The sequence below is a fragment of the Pseudomonas sp. UBA6323 genome (assembly GCF_002439135.1).
Classification (GTDB): Bacteria; Pseudomonadota; Gammaproteobacteria; order Pseudomonadales; family Pseudomonadaceae; genus Aquipseudomonas.
The window spans coordinates 100,026-120,230 of the sequence record NZ_DJSX01000042.1 but is presented as its reverse complement, the minus strand read 5'-3'; the positions used below and the strand labels follow the sequence as shown (position 1 = coordinate 120,230).

Below are 20,205 nucleotides of genomic sequence, written 5' to 3'. Positions count from 1 at the left end.
AGAGATTGTCGACGGTAGGGCGCGTGAACCCACCGTGGAGGATGACGGGTTGTTAGAAGAATGCCGCGCGGTATTGTCGCGGCGTGGCGCCCAGCGCCTGGCGGAAGCGGTTGCTGAAATGGCTGGCGCTGGCGAAGCCGCAGGCCAGCGCCACCTCGCTCAGCGAGGGCTGCGGCTGACGCAACATCTGGCAGGCGCGAGCTAGGCGCCGGGCCAGCACATAGCGATGCGGTGGCAGACCGAAGCTGCTCTGGAACATGCGCGCGAAGTGGTATTCGGACAGGGCGCAGAGCGCGGCCAGTTGGCTCAGTGGTAACGGCGTTTCCAGGTGTTGTTCGATAAACTCGCGCACACGCCGGCGTTGCAGCGGTGCCAGGCCACCCTTGAGGCGCAGACCCTGGCGTTGGCCGACCTGATTGAGCAGGGCATGGTCGAGCAACTGATGGGCCAGGCTGCTGGCCAGCAGGCGTTCGCCCGGTTCCTGCCAGTCGAGGGTGCACAGTCGCCGGAAGCGCGCCGCCTGTTCGGCATCTTCGAGAAAGGTCGCTTCCTCAAGCTGCAGACTGCGCGGTTCGCGGTCGAGCAGGGCGACCGCGCCGAGGGCGAATTGCTCCTGTTCTATATAGAGGTGGGCAAGCTGAATCTCGCCGTTGATGATCCAGGCCGACTGGTGCTCGGCCGGCAGGATGCACAGCTTGTCCGGCGCGCCCTTGTGGCCGGGTTGCTCGCGGCGAAAGGTGCCGGTGCCGCCGCTCAGATAGCAGGACAGCGTGTGATGGCTTGGCGCAAGGTAGTCGCGTGCGTCATGGGCATTACTCCAGCGCGCCACGGCCATGCCGTTGCCCAGCTCGGCCATCGCGTGCAGCCGCGCATTGGGCGAGCGGCTCATGCTCTGGAATACCTGCAGATGTTCGAATTGCGCCATCACCTTCTCCCGAATGCAGCCATGCTACGCCTGCCGACAGGCAAAACCAGTGGCGGCGAAAAAAATGCGCAAGTTTGCGCAAGTCTGGGGTCGTAACCTCTGGAACGCCTTTGACTGGTGCTTAAGTTTTTTTGCACTAACCCGCGGCGCGGCGCGAGGACTCGGAGTATCGTGGCGGCCATTCAAACAATGATTCGCATCCCGGATGCCGCTCCCGATGAAACTCCTGCGCCAGTTCGCTCTTGCCTCCGTTCTGATCTCCCCCGGCCTGTTGGCTGCCGCGCCGTCCATCGATGACAAATCGGCCTTCATCGCCGACCTTGTCGAGCGCATGACCCTGGAGGAAAAGGTCGGCCAGCTGCGCCTGATCAGCATCGGCGGCGACATGCCGCGCGAACGCATTCGCGAGGAGATGGCCGCAGGGCGCATTGGCGCAACCTTCAATTCGGTGGTGCGCCCGGAGAACCGGCCGATGCAGGAGGCCGCGCTGCGTAGCCGCCTGGGTATCCCGGTGTTCTTCGCCTACGACGTCATCCACGGCCACCGCACCACCTTCCCCATCGGCCTGGGGCTGGCCTCGAGTTGGGACATTCCGGCCATCGAGAACAGCGCCCGGGTCGCGGCCTTCGAAGCCAGCGCCGACGGCCTGGACATGACCTTCGCGCCGAGCGTCGATATTTCCCGCGATCCGCGCTGGGGCCGTATCTCCGAAAGTTTCGGCGAAGATCCGCATCTGGTCTCGCGTATCGCCGCCGCCATGGTACGCGGCTACCAAGGCGACGATCCAAGTGATCCGCAGCGCATCATGGCCAGCGTCAAGCACTTCGCCCTGTACGGCGCAGTGGAGGGCGGGCGCGACTACAACGTGGTCGACATGAGCCCGATGCGCATGTACCAGGATTACCTGCCGCCTTATCGCGCCGCCATCGACGCCGGCGCGGGCGGGGTGATGGGGGCGTTGAATGCGGTCAATGGTGTACCAGCGTCGGCCAATAGCTGGTTGTTGCGTGACCTGCTGCGGCGTGACTGGGGCTTCAAGGGTGTGGTGCTCAGTGATCACGGCGCGATCGACGAATTGCTGCGCCATGGTGTTGCCGCGGATGGCCGCGAGGCTGCCCGGCTGGCCGTCACCGCCGGTGTCGGTATGAGCATGGCCGATACCCTGTATGGGCAGGAACTGCCAGAGCTGGTACGCAGCGGCGAGGTGCCACAAAGCGTGCTGGATGAAGCCGTCACCCACGTGCTGAACACCAAGTACGACCTGGGCCTGTTTCACGATCCGTTCCGCCGCATCGGCCGCGCCGAGGACGACCCGACCGACGTCAATGCCGAAAGTCGTCTGCACCGCGCCGATGCTCGGGCCATGGCGCGCGACTCTCTGGTACTGCTGGAAAACCACGATGACACGCTGCCACTGAGCAAGAACACCACCGTCGCCCTGATCGGCCCGCTGGCCGATGCGCAGTTGGACATGCTCGGCAGTTGGTCGGCAGCCGGTGTCGCCGAGCAGGCCGTGACGCTGCGCAGTGGCATGGAAGTGGCGCTCGCCAGCCAGGGCAGACTTCTCTATGCGGTGGGGGCCAACGTCACCGACGACGCTCGTGTGATCGAATACCTCAACCACCTCAACTGGGATCGCCCGGAGGTGGTACCGGACCCGCGCACGCCGCAGACGATGCTCGAAGAGGCGGTACGCGTGGCCAGCCAGGCCGACGTCATCGTCGCCGCAGTGGGGGAGTCGCGGGGCATGTCGCATGAGTCGTCAAGCCGAACGCGCCTGGATTTGCCGGCAAGTCAGCAGACGCTCTTGCGTGCGCTCAAGGCCACTGGCAAGCCATTGGTGGTGGTATTGATGAATGGCCGTCCTTTGGCGCTGAGTTGGGAGAAGGCCAACGCCGACGCGATGCTGGAAACCTGGTACAGCGGTATCGAGGGCGGCCACGCCATCGCCGACGTGCTGTTCGGCGAGCACAATCCCTCCGGCAAGTTGCCGATCACCTTCCCGCGCTCGGTCGGGCAGATTCCCACCTACTACAACCACCTGCGCCTGGGGCGCCCGTACGGCCCCGGCACGCCCGGCAATTACACCTCGCAGTATTTCGAGGAGCCCACCGGCCCGCTTTACCCGTTCGGCTATGGCCTGAGCTACAGCGACTTCCAACTTTCGGCGCCCAGGCTGTCTGCCGAGCGCATGAAACCGGGCGAGAAGATTCGTGTCAGCGTCACCCTGAAGAACGCCGGGCCACGGGCTGGCGCCACCGTGGTGCAGCTTTACCTGCATGACGAGGCCGCCTCGGTGATCCGTCCGTTGAAGGAACTCAAGGATTTTCAAAGGGTCAAGCTTGAAGCAGGTGAGGCGCGTGAACTGAGTTTCGAGATCGACGAAACCATGCTGCGTTTCTATGACGCCAGCCTGCAGCAAGTTAGCGAGCCGGGTGCCTTCCGGGTTCAGCTGGGGCTGGATTCGGAGAGCGTGCAGGAGGCGCGTTTCGAACTGTTGCCACGCCAATGAAGGTGTGGCCCAAGGAGGCGGAAAATATACTCGCGCGAGCACCTGTGCCGGACTTCACGATCTGGTAATAATGCGCAGAAAGAATCCGCGCATGCGGAGACGCCGCCGTTCGGTTGGCTGTCTGCATTGCGCTCGCGTTGTCTTTGTACCATTCGCCTGATTTCAACTCTCCGCAGCGACCGCCCCTTGGGCTGGCCGCTGCCCGTCAGTACGTGTTGCCCTGGAGGCTGTGTGTCGATGAGTCGTTGTTCTGGAGCCCGTATGGGCAAGGCCGCCAAGCTGGCCCTCTGTGTGCTCCCTCTGCTGTTCGCTGCCCAGAGCTGGGCCTTCGAGCTGGATGATGTGGCCGTCAAGGCCAAGGAGCTTGCCGCCGAGCGCTATAGTGCCCCGCAAAGCCGTTTGCCGGCTGCGCTGCGCCAACTGCCTTTCGCCGATTACCAGAAGGTTCGCTTCGTTGAAGACAAGGCGCACTGGCGCGACGACAAGCTGCCGTTCCAGCTGTACTTCTTCCATCAGGGCATGCACTTCGACCTGCCGGTGAAAATCAATGAAGTGACCGCCGAAGGTACCCAGGAGATCAAGTACGACCCGTCGATGTTCGACTTCGGCGATCTCGAACTGAACCCGGATGACCTCAAGGACCTGGGCTTTGCCGGCTTCAAGGTGATCAACGAGATCAACACCGGCGGCCGCCACGACGAAGTGATGAGCGTGCTCGGTGCCAGCTACTTCCGCATCGTCGGCAAGGGCCAGGTGTTCGGCCTCTCCGCACGCGGGCTGGCCATCGACACCGCGCTGCCGTCCGGCGAGGAATTCCCGCGTTTCACCGAGTTCTGGATCGAGAAGCCGCAACCGGATCGCCGCAGCCTGGTGATCTACGCATTGCTCGACTCGCCGCGCGCCACCGGTGCCTATCGCATGGAGATCAAGCCGGGCCGCGACAGCGTGCTCGACGTGCAATCGAAGGTCTACCTGCGCGAGAACGTCGAGAAGCTTGGCATCGCGCCGCTAACCAGCATGTACCTGTTCGGCGCCAACCAGCCCTGGCCGCGTCCTAACTACCGTCCGCAGTTGCACGACTCCGACGGCCTGGCCATTGCCGCCGGCAATGGCGAGTGGATCTGGCGCCCGCTGAACAACCCGCAGCGTCTCAACGTCAGCAGCTATCGCATCGACAACCCGCGCGGTTTCGGTCTGATGCAGCGTGGCCGCAACTTCAACCAGTATCAGGATCTCGACGACCGCTATGAGCTGCGCCCGAGCGGCTGGGTGGAAACCGTCGGTGACTGGGGCGCTGGCCATGTTGAACTGGTGGAGATTCCCACCCCGGACGAAACCAACGACAACATCGTTGCTTTGTGGCGCCCGGAGAAGCTGCCGGCACCGGGTGAGTCGCTGGATGTGGCCTATCGCCTACACTTCAGCCGTGACGATGCCAAGCTGCACGATCCGCAACTGGCGATGGTCAGCCAGACCCGTCTGTCCGAGGGCGACATCAAGCAGGCCAACCTGATTCGTCAGGCCGATGGCAGTACTGCGCTGGTGGTCGACTTCATCGGTGAGGAACTGGCCAAGCGTTCGCCCGATGCCGCGCCGCAGGTGCAGGTCAGCGTCGATGACAATGCCGAGCTGCTGGAAGACAGCCTGCGTTACAACCCGGTGAGCAAGGGCTGGCGCCTGATGCTGCGGGTCAAGGTGAAGAACCCGGCGCAGCCGGTGGAGATGCGTGCCGCGCTGGTCGAGGACGGCAAGCCTGTGTCGGAAACCTGGAGCTATCAGCTGCCTTCCCATGAATAACAGCCTAGACGCAACACAGATCCAGGATTACCTGGATGAACTGCCGCTCGATCACGAGCGGCAGCAGGCTTTGGCCCATCGCGTGGAGGAGGAGGGCGGCGATCTCGCCACGTTGCACCGTGCCCTGCACGAGGACCAGGCAGCAGCCGAGCCCCAGGAAGAAACCCGCGAAATGCTCGACTCGGTGCCGGCCCGTCTGGCACTGGGCTGGCCGGATGCACTGGAGCGCGGCTGTCGCATCGTGCAGGATCACCAGGGTCGCCCGACCATCGATTCGACGCCGCCGATCAAGCGCACGCGCATGGTGCCGGAGCCTTGGCAGACCAATATCCTGCAGCGCGGCTGGCGCCGCCTGAAGGGCGAGAAGTCGGCGCCTCGACCGCGTACGCGCGAAAGCGAGGACTTCGCCGAGGAACGCTGGCGGCATGTCGCCGCGGTACGCCGTGCCGCCCTGCTGGTATTGATGATCACGCAGACCGTGGTCGCCACCTGGTACATGAAGTCGGTGCTGCCCTATCAGGGCTGGTCGCTGGTCGATCTGGGCCTGGTGTTCGAGCAGCCGCTGCGCGAATCGGCGCGGCAGATCCTGCCGTACGTGGTGCAAACCAGCATCCTGGCGCTGTTCGCCCTGCTGTTCTGCTGGGTGTCGATGGGCTTCTGGACCGCGCTGATGGGCTTCTTCCAGCTGCTCAAGGGGCGTGATCGCTACAGCATCTCGGCCACCAGCTGCGGCAACGAGCCGATTTCGCCAAACGCCCGAACTGCACTGGTCATGCCGATCGCCAACGAGCACGTACCGCGCGTGTTCGCCGGTCTGCGCGCGACCTTCGAGTCGCTCAAGGCTACCGGACAACTCGAACATTTCGACTTCTTCATTCTCAGCGACAGCAACGATCCGGATATCTGCGTGGCCGAACAGCAGGCCTGGATGGAGCTGTGCCGCGAAGTGGAAGGCTTCGGCCATATCTTCTATCGCCGTCGCCGCCGCCGGGTGAAACGCAAGAGCGGCAACATCGACGACTTCTGCCGGCGTTGGGGCAGCAACTACCGCTATATGGTGGTGCTCGATGCCGACAGCGTGATGAGCGGTGATTGCCTGACCAGCCTGGTGCGCCTGATGGAGGCCAACCCCGGCGCCGGCATCATCCAGACCGCGCCCAAGGCGTCGGGCATGGACACCCTGTACGCACGTCTGCAGCAGTTCGCCACCAGCGTGTATGGGCCGCTGTTCACCGCCGGCCTCAACTTCTGGCAACTGGGTGAGTCGCACTACTGGGGTCACAACGCGATCATCCGCGTCAAACCCTTCATCGAGCACTGTGCCCTGGCCCCGTTGCCGGGTACCGGCTCCTTCGCCGGTGCGATCCTTTCTCACGACTTCGTCGAGGCCGCGCTGATGCGCCGCGCCGGCTGGGGTGTATGGATCGCCTACGACCTGCCGGGCAGCTACGAGGAGCTGCCGCCGAACCTGCTCGACGAGCTCAAGCGCGATCGCCGCTGGTGCCACGGCAACCTGATGAACTTCCGCCTGTTCCTGGTGCGCGGCATGCACGCAGTGCATCGCGTGGTGTTCCTCACCGGCGTCATGTCCTACCTGTCGGCGCCGTTGTGGCTGCTGTTCCTGGTGCTGTCGACCTGTCTGCTGGCGATCCACACGCTGATGGTGCCGGAGTACTTCCTGCAGCCCAACCAGCTCTATCCGTTGTGGCCACGTTGGCAGCCGCACGAGGCCATCGCCCTGTTCTCGGCGACCATGACGCTGCTGTTCCTGCCCAAGCTGCTCAGCGTGCTGCTGATCTGGATCAAGGGCGCCGAGGCCTATGGCGGTCGCACGCGCGTGCTGCTGTCGATGTTGCTGGAGGCGTCCTGCTCGGTGTTGCTGGCGCCGGTACGCATGCTGTTCCACAGCCTGTTCGTCACCGCCGCCTTCCTCGGTTGGTCGGTGCAGTGGAACTCGCCGCAGCGCGTGGATGACTCCACGCCCTGGAGCGAAGCCTTCCGCCGTCACGGTACCCAGGTGCTGATCGGTATCAGCTGGACGGCCCTGGTGGCCTGGCTCAACCCGGACTTCCTCTGGTGGCTGGCGCCCATCGTCGTGTCGCTGGTGCTGTCGCCGGCGGTCTCGGTGCTGACCAGCCGCACGACACCGGGCCTGGCAACGCGGCGCAGCAAGCTGTTCCTAATTCCGGAAGAACACAAGGTGCCGGTGGAGCTGAGCAACACCGCCGAGTACGAGCAGCTGAACAGCTCGCGTGCGCTGCATCGGGGCTTCCTCCGCGCCGTGGTCGATCCGCTGTACAACGCCCTGGTCTGCGCCATGGCGCGTGCCCGCCATGCCAAGGTGGTGCCTGCCGCCGAAGCGCTGCGCGACGAGCGTATCGATGAAATCCTCAACGCCGGGCCGCAAGGCAAGGTCGAGGCGACCCGCTGGCGCCTGCTCAACGATCCCGACGGCATGGCGCGCCTGCATGCGCGCATCTGGCAAGAGCCGCAACACCACGCCTGGCGCGAAGCGCTGCGCGACGCCTGATCATTCGACACGCCCCTGCCTGACGGGGGCGTGTCGTGATGCCTTTCTGACATACCCGCTAACATCTACAGGTGCACCCGAGCCCGGCAGCACGGCACCATTGCGTCTGGATCGGGTCTTTGCTCGGACCGCAGCGTTTGGCTGCCGAACCTGAATACCGTTTTCATCGATGACATTGGAGAGGAACCACGATGTCGAATCTGCATGATTCCGCGCAGCGCTATGGCGCCGTTACCCGCCTGCTGCATTGGGGCATGGCCGTATTGCTGGGGTGGCAGTTCGTTACCGTGCTGGCCCACGCGCTGCTGGAAGACAGCGCACTGGATGCGTTCGCCTGGGGCACGCACAAGGCCACGGGCCTGGTGCTCATGGTGCTGGTGGTGATCCGCCTGTTCTGGGCACTGTACAGCCGCAACCGCCGGCCGGCGGCGGTCAGCACCCTGGCGAGCCTCGGCCATCTGGCGCTGTACGGGTTGCTGTTCGTCATTCCCTTCATTGCGCTGCTGCGCCAGTACGGCTCGGGCCGTGAGTTCGTGGCGTTCGGCATGAGCGTCATGCCGGGTTTCGATGGCAAGGTCGAATGGATGATCGCGCCGGCCAGCCTGCTGCACGGCAACCTGGGCTGGCTGTTGCTGTTCATGGTAATCGGCCACGCGGCCATGGCCTTCATCCATCGCCGCCAGGGTGGCGAGGACGTGCTGGCGCGGATGATCGGTCGCTGAAGCGGCTGGCTATGGCAAAAGGCTTACACGCCTAAGCGGCAACCTCCACTGTTGCCGGTTCGGGGCGATCTCTAATCTACACATATCCCCTGCAGCGACGGAGCGCTGAGGATCAAGGAAGATGACCAGGCCAAGATGGCTACCGACAGGATGTCGGATGGTTGGGAGGAAACCCGCTTAGGCGGGTTTTTTGTTGCCTGCGATTTGACCGCAAGGGATGGCGGAAATGCCGGTTTTGCAGGAGCAAAAACCGGCCCTGGCGGCAACCCTGCGGGCCGTTGCAAGCGACTCCAAAAGCGTTCCCAGCGATTTCCTTATTGCCTGCGTTTCTTGCGTCGCGAATCTCCTCACTCCTCTTTGCCAACGAATATCAGCAGGGCCAGCAGCGGCAGCCCGGCGGCCAGCAGTGCCGTGCCCGACCAGCCGAAACGTTCGTAGACCGGGCTGGCCAGCGCCGAACCGATGGCACCGCCCACGAAGATGCTGGTCATGTACAGCGCATTGAGCCGTGCGCGGCTTTGCGGCTCCAGGGCGTAGATGGTGCGCTGGCCCAGCACCATGCTCATCTGTACGGCGAAATCCAGCACGATGGCGGTGGCGACCAGTCCGATCCAGCCCAGCCCGGCGCTGAGCAGATTGGGTGCGAAGGCCAGCGGCGCCAGGACCAGCGCCACCAGGCTGGCGCGCCAGGTATGGCCGGCGTCGGCGAGCCGCCCGGCGATGGGCGCTGCGACCGCGCCGATGGCGCCGGCGAGGGCGAACAGGGCGATATCCTGCTGGCTCATACCCAGGTGGCGTGCCAGCTCCAGCGGCGCTACCGTCCAGAACAGGCTGAAACTGGCGAACATCAAGCCCTGATAAAGCGCGCGACGACGCAGCGTTGGATAGCGGCGCAGCAGATGCACGAGCGAGGCCAGCAGTTGCCCGTAGCTTGCTTTGTGGCTGGGGGCGTGGCGCGGAATGGTGGTGGCTATCACGGCCACGATCACCAGCATCAGGCCTGCCGCCATCAGGTACACCGCACGCCAGCCGAACTCGCCGGCCACCACGCTGGCCAGCGGCCGCGCCAGCAGGATGCCGAGCAGCAGGCCGCTCATGATATTGCCCACCACACGACCACGACTGGCTTCCGGTGCCAGGTTGGCAGCCAGGGGAATCAGCATCTGCACCGAGACCGAGCTGAGGCCGATCAGCAGTGCCAGGGCGAGGAACAGATCCGGTTGCGTGGCGAACGCTGCGGCCGCCAGGCAGAGCAGGGCAGCGACAGTGGTGATCAGCATCAGCCGGCGGCTTTCCATGAGGTCGGCCAGTGGCACCAGAAACAACAGACCCAGGGCATAGCCAATCTGCGTCAGCGAGACGATCAGGCTGGCGCGTTCGGCGTTGAGACCGACATCCGGGGCGATCAGCTCGATGATAGGTTGGGCGTAGTAGAGGTTGGCGACGATGGCGCCACAGCACAGGGCGAACAGCAGCACCAGCGCCTGTGACAGGGCGGGGGATTCTCGGGTGAGCGACGTAGTCTGACTGGTCATGATGATTTCTCAGGCGTTCAGGGCGGGATAGTCGGTATAGCCGGCAGCGCCACCGCCGAAGAAGCTGCTGCTGTCCGGCGCATTCAGGCGGCTTTGCTGACGCAGGCGTTGTGGCAGATCCGGATTGGCAATGAACAACCGGCCGAAGGCGATCAGATCGGCGCGACCTTCCGCCAGCGCGCGACGTGCGCTGTGCAGGTCGTAGCCGCCAGCCAGTATCAGCACGCCGTTCCAGCTGCGTCGCAGCTGACGGATGATGCGATCCCAGGCTGGATCGCTGTCTTCATCGAGCTGGGTGCCGACAATCGCCGGTTCCACCAGATGCAGATAGGCCAGGCGCCAGCGGTTCAGTTCGCTGACGATGTAGCCGAAGGTGGCTGCCGGGGTGTCGTCGCCCATGCCCATGAAGCGGCCCATGGGCGTCAGCCTTACGGCCACTTTCTGCTCGCCGATTTCCTCGCACACCGCTTTGACCACCTCGAGCAGGAAGCGCGCGCGGTTGCCGATACTCTGGCCGTAGCCGTCGCGGCGCTGGTTGCTGTTGGAATTGATGAACTGATCGAGCAGGTAGCCGTTGCCGGCATGTATTTCCACCCCGTCCATTCCCGCTTCCAGGGCGTTGCGCGCGGCCTGGCGGTAGTCGGCGACTATGTTGCAGATCTCATCGACGCTCAGCTCGTGTGGAACGGGAATGTCGCTCCACACACCCTGGCCGCTATCGTCTTCGATAAAGGTCTGGCCGGGCACCGGCATGGCGCTTGGGGCTACTGGCAGACGACCGCCGGGTTGCAGGCTCGGGTGGGAAACGCGGCCGACATGCCACAGCTGCAGAAACATGCGTCCGCCGGCCTGATGCACGGCGTCGCTGACCAGGCGCCAGCCTTCGATCTGCTCACGGCTGTGGATGCCTGGCGTCCAGGCATAGCCCTGGCCTTGGCGGGATATCTGCGTGGCTTCGCTGATGATCAGCGAGGCGCTGGCGCGTTGGCGGTAATACTCGGCATTCAGCGCGCCCGGTACGTTGCCGGGTTGCTCGGCACGTGAGCGGGTCAGCGGCGCCATCACCACCCGGTGGGGTAGTTGCAGGTCGCCGAGGCTGACGGGATCGAACAAGGAAGGGGCCATCTGAAGTCTCCGTGGTGGTTTGGCCTGGAGACTCAAGGTTAGGGACAGAGCGGAGTAAGGATAATCCAGCGCGCCGGCAACGCTGTATTGCGCGTTGCGCAATGAGTCACTCCAGTACCGTTTGCAGAAACGCCGTGAACGCGGCGATGCGTATAGAGCCGCGATGGTTGGGCAGGTACAGCAGGTGGATGGCACCGTCGTGTGGGCCTGTGGCGACCTCGTGCTCGGGCAGCAGACGCAGCAGCTGGCCGCTGGCGACGTCTTCGCGCACCAGCCAGTCGGCCAGCAGGGCCACGCCCTGACCGGCCAGCGCCGCCTGGCGCAAGATGTCGGCGTTGTTGCTCAGCAGGCGGCCGGTTACCGGAACCTGAAGCAGTTCGCCGTCCTGCTCGAAGCGCCAGTAGCGGGTCGGTTGGCCGTAATCGAACTGCAGGCAGGCATGGGTCTGCAGCGCCTCGGGATGCTCGATGGCAGGCGTGCGCGCGAGGTATTGCGGGCTCGCCACCAGCCAGCGGCGAAAGCTGCCGACCCGCTGGCTGACCACATCGTCGCTGGTGATCGACGAGCCCAGGCGTACGGCAACGTCAATGCGCTGGCTGAGCAGGTCGACCACCTCGTCGGTCACGCGCAGGGTCAGTTCCAGTTGCGGGTGTCGTTCGAGCAATTCGCCCAGGCGCGGTGCGATCAGTCGACGGGCGAACTCTACCGGCACGCTTACGGCCAGCCGACCGCGCACATCGCCGCCGCTATCGGCCACGGCAGCGTCGGCTTCGTCCAGCGCATCGAGGATGGCCAGGGCGCGCTCGAAGTAGTCTCGCCCGGCCTCGCTGACGCTGATCTGCCGCGTGTTGCGGTTGAGCAGCACGCAGCCCAGCTCCTGTTCCAAGGCGTTGACTGCGCGGGTCACCGACGAGGTGGCCAGCCCCAGTTGCCGCGCCGCGGCGGAAAAACCGCCGCAGCGAACGGTGGCAACGAAGGTGCGCAGAGCCAGCAGTTTGTCCATGGGAATGCCCGAAGTACCGATCAGCCTGAAGCTTGCGCGATTGGCCGGCTCGCTGCCAAGCACTGCGTGGCGCCCTGGGCCTTGCGCGTGTACCACAGCACCCGGCTTACGCCGCGGGTGATGGCCACGTAGGCCAGACGCCGGGTTTCGTCCTGCATGGCCTGGTCGTAGCTGCCGGCGAAGAAACCGCTCTGGGCGTACAGGGCGTTGCGCAGCGGGTGTTTGTCCACCGGCAGGCAGTCGTCGAGGATGATCGCCACCTCGGCCTGCAGGCCCTTGGCGCGGTGGATAGTCAGGGCCTTGACCGGCAGCGCCTTGTCCAGTTGCGCGCGCACCTGCTGCAGCGGCTCGTTGCGCCGGCTGAGCAGCAGCACGGCGGTGCGATCGGCGCCGGAGCGGCTGGCGACATGGGCGCATTGCGCGCGGATTTCTTCGAGCAGGCGCGGCAGGCCGTTGGCCAGGTCGAAGCGCTGGATCAGCTTGACGCCGTGGTCGCCCGGCTGCATTGCCCTGGCCGCGACGCAGGTCTTGGCCTGCTTGTTGTGCACTTCGGCCAGCACTTTTTCGCCATCGCGGATCACCGGCTCAATGCTGCGGTAGTTGGTGCCCAGCAGCAGAGTAGTGCTCTTGCCGCGTCCGCGGCTGGGGAAGTGCCGGTCGAAATCGATGAACAGCTCCGGCGAGCTGCCGCGCCAGCCGTAGATCGATTGCCAGTCGTCGCCGATGGCCATCAGGCTGATACGCTCGCCCGCGGCGTGCAGGCGACGATGCACGGCCTGCAACCACAGCACGATCTGCGGCGAGATGTCCTGGAATTCGTCGATCAGCAGGTGGCTCAGGGCGAGCAGGGCGGGGCCGGATTTGCCGCCGTCGCTGCTCAGGCGCTCGCTCAACTGCGCGAACGCGCCGTTGAAGCTGATCAGCCCCTGGCTGTGCAGCAGGGCGCTGAAGTGCTGGTGGAAACACTGCATGGCCTCGATGAAATCGCGCTCGCGCGTGGCGCAGCCCAGCGCTTTCACGTCCAGGCGGTCGAGGCGAATGCCCAGGCTCTCGGCGAAATCGATCTGCCCGTGCAGCAGCTCGAACAGCGGCAAGGCGGCGAATTCACCGGGCAGCTTGCAGGCATCCAGCGGTGCCTTGGCCTTGCCCTGTGGCGGCTCCTCGGGCGCTGGCAGCTTGAGCAGGCGGTGGGTCAGGGTGCGAAAGCGCGCGTCGTCCGCATAGGCGTTCTGGTAGGCCTGCTTGAGCAGGCGCTGCTGCGCGGGGCGCAGGCGTGTGCCTGCGAGCGGGTTGTCCGGTTCGTCGCCGGGCTCGTCCAGTTGCTCGAACCAGCGCGGGTTGCCCAGGCTTTCCTTGGCCAGCGTCGCCATGGCGGCGTGGAAGGAGCGTACGCACTGGCGCGCATCGTGTGGGTAGTGCCAGAAGTCGAGCAGGCGTTGCAGGCGCTCGCGCAGCTCGTGGCAGGAGGCGTTGGTGAAGGAGATTACCGTCAGGCGTTTCGGCTCGATGTCCAGATGGCAGAGCAGAAACACCACGCGCAGCACCAGGGTGCTCGACTTGCCCGAGCCGGCGCCAGCGAAGATGCGCGCCAGCGGTGCGCGGCAGAGGATCATCGCCCACTGCTCCTCCGACGGTGCGCCGATCAGCCCGGCGCTTACCGCCTCGGCCACGCGCTCGCGCATCGCCTGCACCTGCGCATCTTCGATCTTCAGCCGGGTGGCGGGGTAGATACCGGCGGGGCCCGGCTTGCCGCTGGCGGCCTTGCGAGCGCCGGCTTTCTTGTTGGTGGTGGACTTCTTCTTGCTCTGTTTGCGTACGGGCTTGCGCGGCTGCGCAGCTTCGCGCTCGGCGCGCAGGTAGGCGGTGGTGCGGGGGAAGTAGCGGGCGAGGGCGCTGGACAGCAGTTGTTTGTAGCGCGCGACGGCGGAAAGCATGCGGCGGTGATGACCTGGCTGGCAAAAGCGGAATGATAAGCCCTGGGGCGCGATGGCAGACAAGGGTGGCGCTTCGATAAATGCGCAACTTTGTGCAAGCGCTCGGTGCGTACGGGTTTCAGACTGGCCTCAGTTTTCGGAGGATGCCATGAACCTGTCGCTTTACCTGCTTACCGTACTGATCTGGGGCACCACCTGGATCGCCATCAAACTGCAGATGGGCGAGGTGGCCGTAGCCGCCTCCATCGCCTATCGCTTCGCATTGGCTTCGGCCGTGCTGTTCGCCATGCTCTGGTTCAGCGGCCGCCTGCAGCCTTTGGATCGCCGTGGCCAGGGCATCTGCCTGCTGCAGGGGCTGTGTCTGTTCTGCCTCAACTTTCTGTGCTTCTACACCGCCAGCCAATGGATACCCAGCGGCCTGATTGCGGTGATCTTCTCCACCGCTACCTTGTGGAATGCGATCAATGCGCGGCTGTTCTTCAAGCAGCGCATCGCTGCCAATGTGCTGCTCGGTGGCGGGCTGGGGCTGGCCGGTCTTGGCTTGCTGTTCTGGCCAGAGCTGGCCGGGCATGAAACCAGCCGCGAAAGCCTGCTGGGCATCGGCCTGGCGCTGTGCGGCACGCTGTTCTTCTCGGCCGGCAACATGCTCTCCAGCCTGCAGCAGAAGGCCGGGCTCAAGCCGCTGACCACCAATGCCTGGGGCATGCTCTATGGCGCGCTGATGCTGGTGGGCATCTGCCTGGTCAGCGGCACGCCGTTCGCCTTCGAATGGAACGCGCGCTATGTCGGCTCGCTGCTGTACCTGGCAATTCCAGGCTCGGTGATCGGCTTTACCGCCTACCTGACCCTAGTCGGGCGCATGGGCCCTGAGCGCGCCGCCTACTGCACTGTATTGTTCCCGGTGGTGGCACTGAACATCTCGGTATTTGCCGAGGGTTACCAGTGGACGGCTCCTGCGCTGCTTGGCCTGGGTCTGGTGATGCTGGGTAACGTGCTGGTGTTTCGCAAGCCCAAACCAGTGCTTACCGAGGCCAGGGCCTAAGCGCGGTCAACCCGGAAGAGTGCGTCGCGCGCACCGTCGATCAGCTTCCGCGAATCAGCTTGCGCAGCATAAAGCGATTGGGGTGGCTGGCCTCGGCAACGTCGCGTGGCGCCGGCAGCGGCTCGTCCTCCAGCCAGGCGGCGATCAGCTCGCCCGACAGCGGCGCGGTGATCAAACCGCGCGAGCCATGGCCGCTGTTGATGTACAGGCCATCCAGCCAGGGGCAGGGTGTTTCCGGCACCTGGCGGGCGTCCTTGGCTAGTACGGCGTAGGCCTCGTTGAAGGCCTGCTGCTCGGCCAGCGGGCCTACCAGCGGCAGGTAGTCCGGACTGGTGCAGCGAAACGCCGCGCGGCCTTGCAGCATTGTTGGGTCGAGCGATTGCGTATCGAGCCGCTCGGCCAGATCGAGAGAAATCTCCCGCAGCAGCTCGAGGTTGCCGGCGTGCTCGGCCACGCTGGGCTCCAGATCATCGCTATGGAAGTCGAAGCTCGCGCCTAGGGTGTGTTCGCCGCCGCGCGGTGGTGCAACGTAACCTTCGGCGCAGACCACCGTGCGTAGCTTGCTACTAGCTTCGCTGGCCGGGAGGCGGCTGATCTGCCCGCGAATACGCTTCAGCGGCAGGTTAGCCTCCGGCAGCAAGCGGCCAATCTCGGCGGCGCAGGCCAATACCAGCACGGGCGCCTCGGCCAGTACGCCGTTCTGCCCGTCGACGCACCAGCGATCATCCTGCCGACTCAGGCTCAGTGCCTCCTGATAGGGACGCAGCTCGATCAACGGATGTTGCACCAGTTGCCGGCACAGCGCGGGCGGGTGCACCCAGCCGGCATCCGGGTAGAACAGACCACCGGCTGGCAGGCCGATGCCGGCGTGTTGCTCGGCTTCATCCTTCGTCAGTGCATGCAGCAGGTCATTCGGGAAGGCCGCGGCCAGTTTGGCTTGGCGCTCGGCTTCCTTGGCGTCGAAGGCCAGCTGCAGCACGCCGCAGGCATCCCAATCGACGCCGCGCTGCAGGCGTTCGAGCACGCGGCGGGTATGGCCAAAACCGGCGACGATCAGCCGCGACAGCGCGGTGCCGTGGGCCGACAGTTTCAGGTAGAGCACGCCCTGGGGGTTGCCTGAAGCCTCGCGGGCGACATCGTCATGGCGCTCCAGCAGGCTGACGCGCCAGCCGCGTGCGGCCAGGCTAGCGGCGGTGGCGCAACCGGCCAGGCCGGCGCCGATCACCACCGCGTGGCGTGCGTCGGCTGTCTGCGTCGGGCGCGAGAACCAGGGCGCCGTGTGCTGCATCTGCTGCGGCTGGAAGGGGCCGGCCAGCATCTCGCGCTTGTGGCCGAAGCCCTTGACCCGCAGTACGGCAAAACCTGCAGCGATCAGCCCGCGTCGGACGAAACCGGCACTGGTGAAGGTGGCCAGCGTGGCACCGGGTGCCGACAGTCTTGCCAGTTCCGTGAACAGGGCGTCCGTCCACATCTCCGGGTTCTTCGCCGGGGCGAAACCGTCGAGGAACCAGGCATCGACCTTGGCATCGAGTTGCGGCAGGCATTCGAGCACATCGCCGATCATCAGCGTCAGCACCACGCGGCCGCCATCGAGCACCAGGCGCTGGAAACCAGGGTGGATGGCGCGGTACTGCGCCAGCAGTTGCTCGGCGTAGGGCGCAAGCTCCGGCCACAGAGCCAGGGCGCGTTGCAGATCCGCCAGGGCCAGCGGGAATTTCTCCACGCTGACGAAATGCAGCCGCGCGTCACTCGGGGCATGCTCGGCAAAGGCCTGCAAGGCGCACAGGAAGTTGAGCCCGGTACCGAAGCCGGTTTCGCCGATCACCAAACGCCCGCCGGCCGGCAGCGCCTGGCAGCGTTCGATGATCTGGTTGTGAGCGAGGAAAACGTGACGGGTTTCCTCCAGGCCGTTGGCGCGGGAGAAGTACACGTCGCCATAGCTGCGCGACAGTGGCTGGCCGTGTTCGTCCCAGTCGAGTTGGGCGTTGTGGACGTCGGACATGATTGCATCCCGATAAAACAGGCGGCGATTCTAACCGCTGTGCACGCGGTTTACCCGGCGCAGGTCAAACCGTGGCGAGCTGCCGCCAGGCAAAGTCGCGGCCGATCCATTACGCTTTAACGATCATTCCAGGGAGGTTTTCTGCATGTTCGAATCCGCCGAAATCGGCCGCAGTATCGACAAGGCCACGTTCGACGCCGAAGAGCCGGCGCTGCGCGAGGCGTTGCTGGAGGCGCAGTACGAGCTCAAGCAACAGGCGCGCTTCCCGGTGATCGTACTGATCAACGGGGTCGAGGGTGCCGGCAAGGGCGAGACGGTGAAGCTGCTCAACGAGTGGATGGACCCGCGGCTGATCCAGGTCAGCACCTTCGATCTGCAGACCGACGAGGAACTGGCGCGGCCACCGGCCTGGCGCTACTGGCGACAGCTGCCGCCGAAAGGGCGCATGGGCGTATTCTTCGGCAACTGGTACAGCCAGATGCTGCAGGGGCGGGTACACGGCAAATTCAAGGACGCCGTGCTGGATCAGGCCATCGACGGCGCCGAGCGCTTGGAGCGCATGCTTTGCGACGAGGGCGCGCTGATCTTCAAGTTCTGGTTCCATCTGTCCAAGCAGCAGATGAAGGCGCGCCTCGAAGCGCTCAAGGACGACCCGCTGCACAGCTGGCGCATCAGCCCGCTGGACTGGCAGCAATCGAAGACCTATGACAAGTTCGTGCGCCACGGCGAGCGCGTGCTGCGCCGTACCAGCCGCGACTACGCGCCCTGGTACGTGGTCGAGGGCGTCGATCACTACTACCGCAGCCTGACCGTCGGGCGCATTCTGCTCGAAGGCCTGCAGGCGGCCCTGGCCAATCCGCAGCGCTCGAAGCTGCAGCCGCATGCGGCGCCGCTGGCCTCCAGCCTGGACAACCGCGGGCTGCTGACCAGCCTGGACATGACCCAGGCCCTGAGCAAGGAGGAGTACAAGGAGCAGTTGGCCACCGAGCAGGCGCGACTATCCGGCCTGATGCGCGACAAGCTCATGCGCAAGCACGCGCTGATCGCCGTGTTCGAAGGCAACGATGCCGCCGGCAAGGGCGGCGCCATCCGCCGTGTGACCGGCGCGCTTGACCCGCGCCAGTACCGCATCGTGCCGGTGGCGGCGCCGACCGAAGAAGAGCGCGCCCAGCCCTACCTCTGGCGCTTCTGGCGGCACATTCCGGCGCGCGGGCATTTCACCATCTTCGACCGCAGCTGGTACGGCCGCGTGCTGGTGGAGCGGATCGAGAGCTTCTGCAGTCAGGCCGACTGGCTGCGCGCCTATGGCGAGATCAACGATTTCGAGGAGCAGTTGACCAACGCGGGGGTGATTCTGGTGAAGTTCTGGCTGGCCATCGACCAGCAGACGCAGCTGGAGCGCTTCAAGGAGCGCGAGCAGATCCCGTTCAAGCGCTTCAAGATCACCGAAGAAGACTGGCGCAACCGCGACAAGTGGGACGACTACGCCGATGCAGTGGGCGATATGGTCGACCGCACCAGCTCCGAGATCGCGCCCTGGACGATGATCGAAGCCAATGACAAGCGCTTCGCCCGGGTCAAGGTGTTGCGCACCATCAATGAGGCCATCGAGGCGGCGTTCGCCAGGGATTGAAGCGTTAATCGCGGCTTCAGCCGCGACCCCGATCTGTAGGAGCGAATTCATTCGCGAAAGCGTGGGTGACATGCACAACCGAGATCGCGAATGAATTCGCTCCTACACGGGCAGGGTGTTCGGTAAGGACGGGATAGCGCTCCGGATCGCTTCGTATACGCCAGATCAATGATGGTCGCGCCAAGCTATGAGCTGGATTTATCTTCACGCCATTCGCCATCCAATAACAACGAGGTACGTCATGCGTGAAGTGGTGATCGTCGATAGCGTGCGGACTGGCCTGGCCAAGTCCTTCCGTGGCAAGTTCAATATGACCCGGCCGGACGACATGGCCGCTCACTGCGTCGATGCGCTGCTGGCGCGCAACGGCATCGACCCGAAGCTGGTCGATGACTGCATCGTCGGCGCCGGCTCCAACGAGGGCGCGCAGGGCATGAACATCGGCCGCAACGTCGCCGTGCTCTCACGCCTGGGCAATCCGGTGGCGGGCATGACGCTGAACCGCTTCTGCTCCTCGGGCCTGCAGGCCATCGCCATCGCTGCCAACCAGGTGGCATCCGGCTGCAGCGACATCATCGTCGCCGGCGGCGTCGAGTCCATCACCATGACCCTGAAAAGCATGAACATGGACAACCTGTTCAACCCGCTGCTGCAGCAGGACAACCCCGGCATCTACTATCCCATGGGCAAGACCGCCGAGATCGTCGCCAACCGCTACGGCATCAGCCGCAAGGCCCAGGATGCCTATGCCCTGCAGAGCCAACAGCGCACCGCTCGGGCTCAGGCCGAGGGCCTGTTCGCCGACGAAATCGTACCGATGGCGGTGAAGTATCAGGTGGAAGACAAGGCCACCGGCGAGAAGAAGATCGTCGACGGCGTGGTCGAGGCGGATGACTGCAACCGCCTGGACAGCACCCTCGAATCCCTGGCCAAGCTGCAGCCTGCGTTCGACCCGGCTGGCAGCGTGACGGCCGGCAACGCCTCGCAGCTGTCCGACGGCGCCTCCATGACCCTGGTGATGAGCCTGGATAAGGCGCTGGAGCTGGGCCTCAAGCCCAAGGCCTATTTCCGCGGCTTCACCGTGGCCGGTTGCGAGCCGGACGAAATGGGCATCGGCCCGGTGTTCTCGGTGCCCAAGCTGCTCAAGGCCAAGGGCCTGAACGTGGCCGACATCGACCTGTGGGAACTCAACGAAGCCTTCGCCTCGCAGTGCCTGTACTGCCGCGACAAGCTCGAGATCGACAACGAAAAATACAACGTCAATGGCGGCTCCATCTCTATCGGCCACCCGTTCGGCATGACCGGCTCGCGTCAAGTCGGCCATCTGGTGCGCGAACTGCAGCGCCGCGAGCTGCGCTACGGCATCGTCACCATGTGCGTCGGTGGCGGCATGGGCGCCACGGGGCTGTTCGAGGCCTATCGCGGCTAAACCTGGGCTGCGCCGC

General features: G+C 64.9%; 13 protein-coding genes. 7 read left to right on the top strand and 6 right to left on the bottom strand.

Going from position 1 to position 20,205, the window contains the following annotated elements:
• Window positions 1–52: 52 nt before the first annotated feature.
• The gene (locus B3P22_RS10065; protein ID WP_197856163.1) at window positions 53–925 is read right to left on the bottom strand and encodes a helix-turn-helix domain-containing protein; all 873 of its coding nucleotides are present in this window, start codon (window positions 923–925) and stop codon (window positions 53–55) included.
• A gap of 217 nt (window positions 926–1,142) precedes the next feature.
• Between B3P22_RS10065 and bglX the strand changes: the two genes are divergently transcribed.
• From bglX to B3P22_RS10045, 4 genes are all read left to right on the top strand, one after another.
• On the top strand, window positions 1,143–3,437 hold the full coding sequence (bglX, locus tag B3P22_RS10060) for a beta-glucosidase BglX (RefSeq protein ID WP_296270872.1): 2,295 nt from the start codon (window positions 1,143–1,145) through the stop codon (window positions 3,435–3,437).
• 261 nt (window positions 3,438–3,698) lie between these two features.
• Window positions 3,699–5,234, top strand: coding sequence for a glucan biosynthesis protein G (locus tag B3P22_RS10055; protein WP_296270871.1), 1,536 nt, complete (start codon window positions 3,699–3,701; stop codon window positions 5,232–5,234).
• Window positions 5,227–7,764 carry a glucans biosynthesis glucosyltransferase MdoH gene (gene mdoH, locus B3P22_RS10050; RefSeq protein ID WP_296270870.1) on the top strand — a complete coding sequence of 846 codons (2,538 nt, stop codon included), beginning with the start codon at window positions 5,227–5,229 and terminating at the stop codon, window positions 7,762–7,764. The genes B3P22_RS10055 and mdoH overlap by 8 nt, the downstream gene beginning before the upstream one ends.
• A gap of 191 nt (window positions 7,765–7,955) precedes the next feature.
• A complete protein-coding gene (locus B3P22_RS10045; protein WP_197856159.1) occupies window positions 7,956–8,486 on the top strand; it encodes a cytochrome b in 531 nt (176 codons plus the stop codon).
• A gap of 347 nt (window positions 8,487–8,833) precedes the next feature.
• Here B3P22_RS10045 and B3P22_RS10040 read toward each other — a convergent pair whose 3' ends face one another.
• The 4 genes from B3P22_RS10040 to B3P22_RS10025 form a co-directional block, all read right to left on the bottom strand.
• Window positions 8,834–10,021, bottom strand: a complete 1,188-nt coding sequence (locus B3P22_RS10040) for an MFS transporter (RefSeq protein ID WP_296270869.1) — start codon at window positions 10,019–10,021, stop codon at window positions 8,834–8,836.
• A 9-nt stretch (window positions 10,022–10,030) separates the two neighbouring features.
• Complete coding sequence (locus tag B3P22_RS10035; RefSeq protein ID WP_275545825.1) at window positions 10,031–11,146, bottom strand: alkene reductase; 1,116 nt, start codon at window positions 11,144–11,146, stop codon at window positions 10,031–10,033.
• Between the two features lie 106 nt (window positions 11,147–11,252).
• Window positions 11,253–12,149, bottom strand: a complete 897-nt coding sequence (locus B3P22_RS10030; RefSeq protein WP_296270868.1) for a LysR family transcriptional regulator — start codon at window positions 12,147–12,149, stop codon at window positions 11,253–11,255.
• A gap of 20 nt (window positions 12,150–12,169) precedes the next feature.
• Complete coding sequence (locus B3P22_RS10025; RefSeq protein WP_296270867.1) at window positions 12,170–14,083, bottom strand: DEAD/DEAH box helicase; 1,914 nt, start codon at window positions 14,081–14,083, stop codon at window positions 12,170–12,172.
• Window positions 14,084–14,231: 148 nt separating this feature from the next.
• On the opposite strand from B3P22_RS10025, the gene B3P22_RS10020 reads away from it, so the two are divergent.
• Entirely contained in the window at window positions 14,232–15,125 is an 894-nt protein-coding gene (locus B3P22_RS10020; RefSeq protein WP_275545822.1) for a DMT family transporter, read from the top strand.
• A 40-nt stretch (window positions 15,126–15,165) separates the two neighbouring features.
• Here the strand turns inward: B3P22_RS10020 and mnmC are convergent, their stop codons facing one another.
• Window positions 15,166–17,127 (bottom strand): bifunctional tRNA (5-methylaminomethyl-2-thiouridine)(34)-methyltransferase MnmD/FAD-dependent 5-carboxymethylaminomethyl-2-thiouridine(34) oxidoreductase MnmC, encoded by a 1,962-nt coding sequence (gene mnmC, locus B3P22_RS10015; protein ID WP_296270866.1) that lies wholly within the window; start codon window positions 17,125–17,127, stop codon window positions 15,166–15,168.
• Window positions 17,128–17,272: 145 nt separating this feature from the next.
• Here mnmC and pap point away from each other — a divergent pair, with 145 nt between their 5' ends.
• Both pap and B3P22_RS10005 read left to right on the top strand, forming a co-directional pair.
• Window positions 17,273–18,760, top strand: coding sequence for a polyphosphate:AMP phosphotransferase (pap, locus tag B3P22_RS10010; RefSeq protein ID WP_296270865.1), 1,488 nt, complete (start codon window positions 17,273–17,275; stop codon window positions 18,758–18,760).
• Window positions 18,761–19,001: 241 nt separating this feature from the next.
• Window positions 19,002–20,189 carry a thiolase family protein gene (locus B3P22_RS10005; protein ID WP_296270864.1) on the top strand — a complete coding sequence of 396 codons (1,188 nt, stop codon included), beginning with the start codon at window positions 19,002–19,004 and terminating at the stop codon, window positions 20,187–20,189.
• Window positions 20,190–20,205 lie beyond the last annotated feature (16 nt).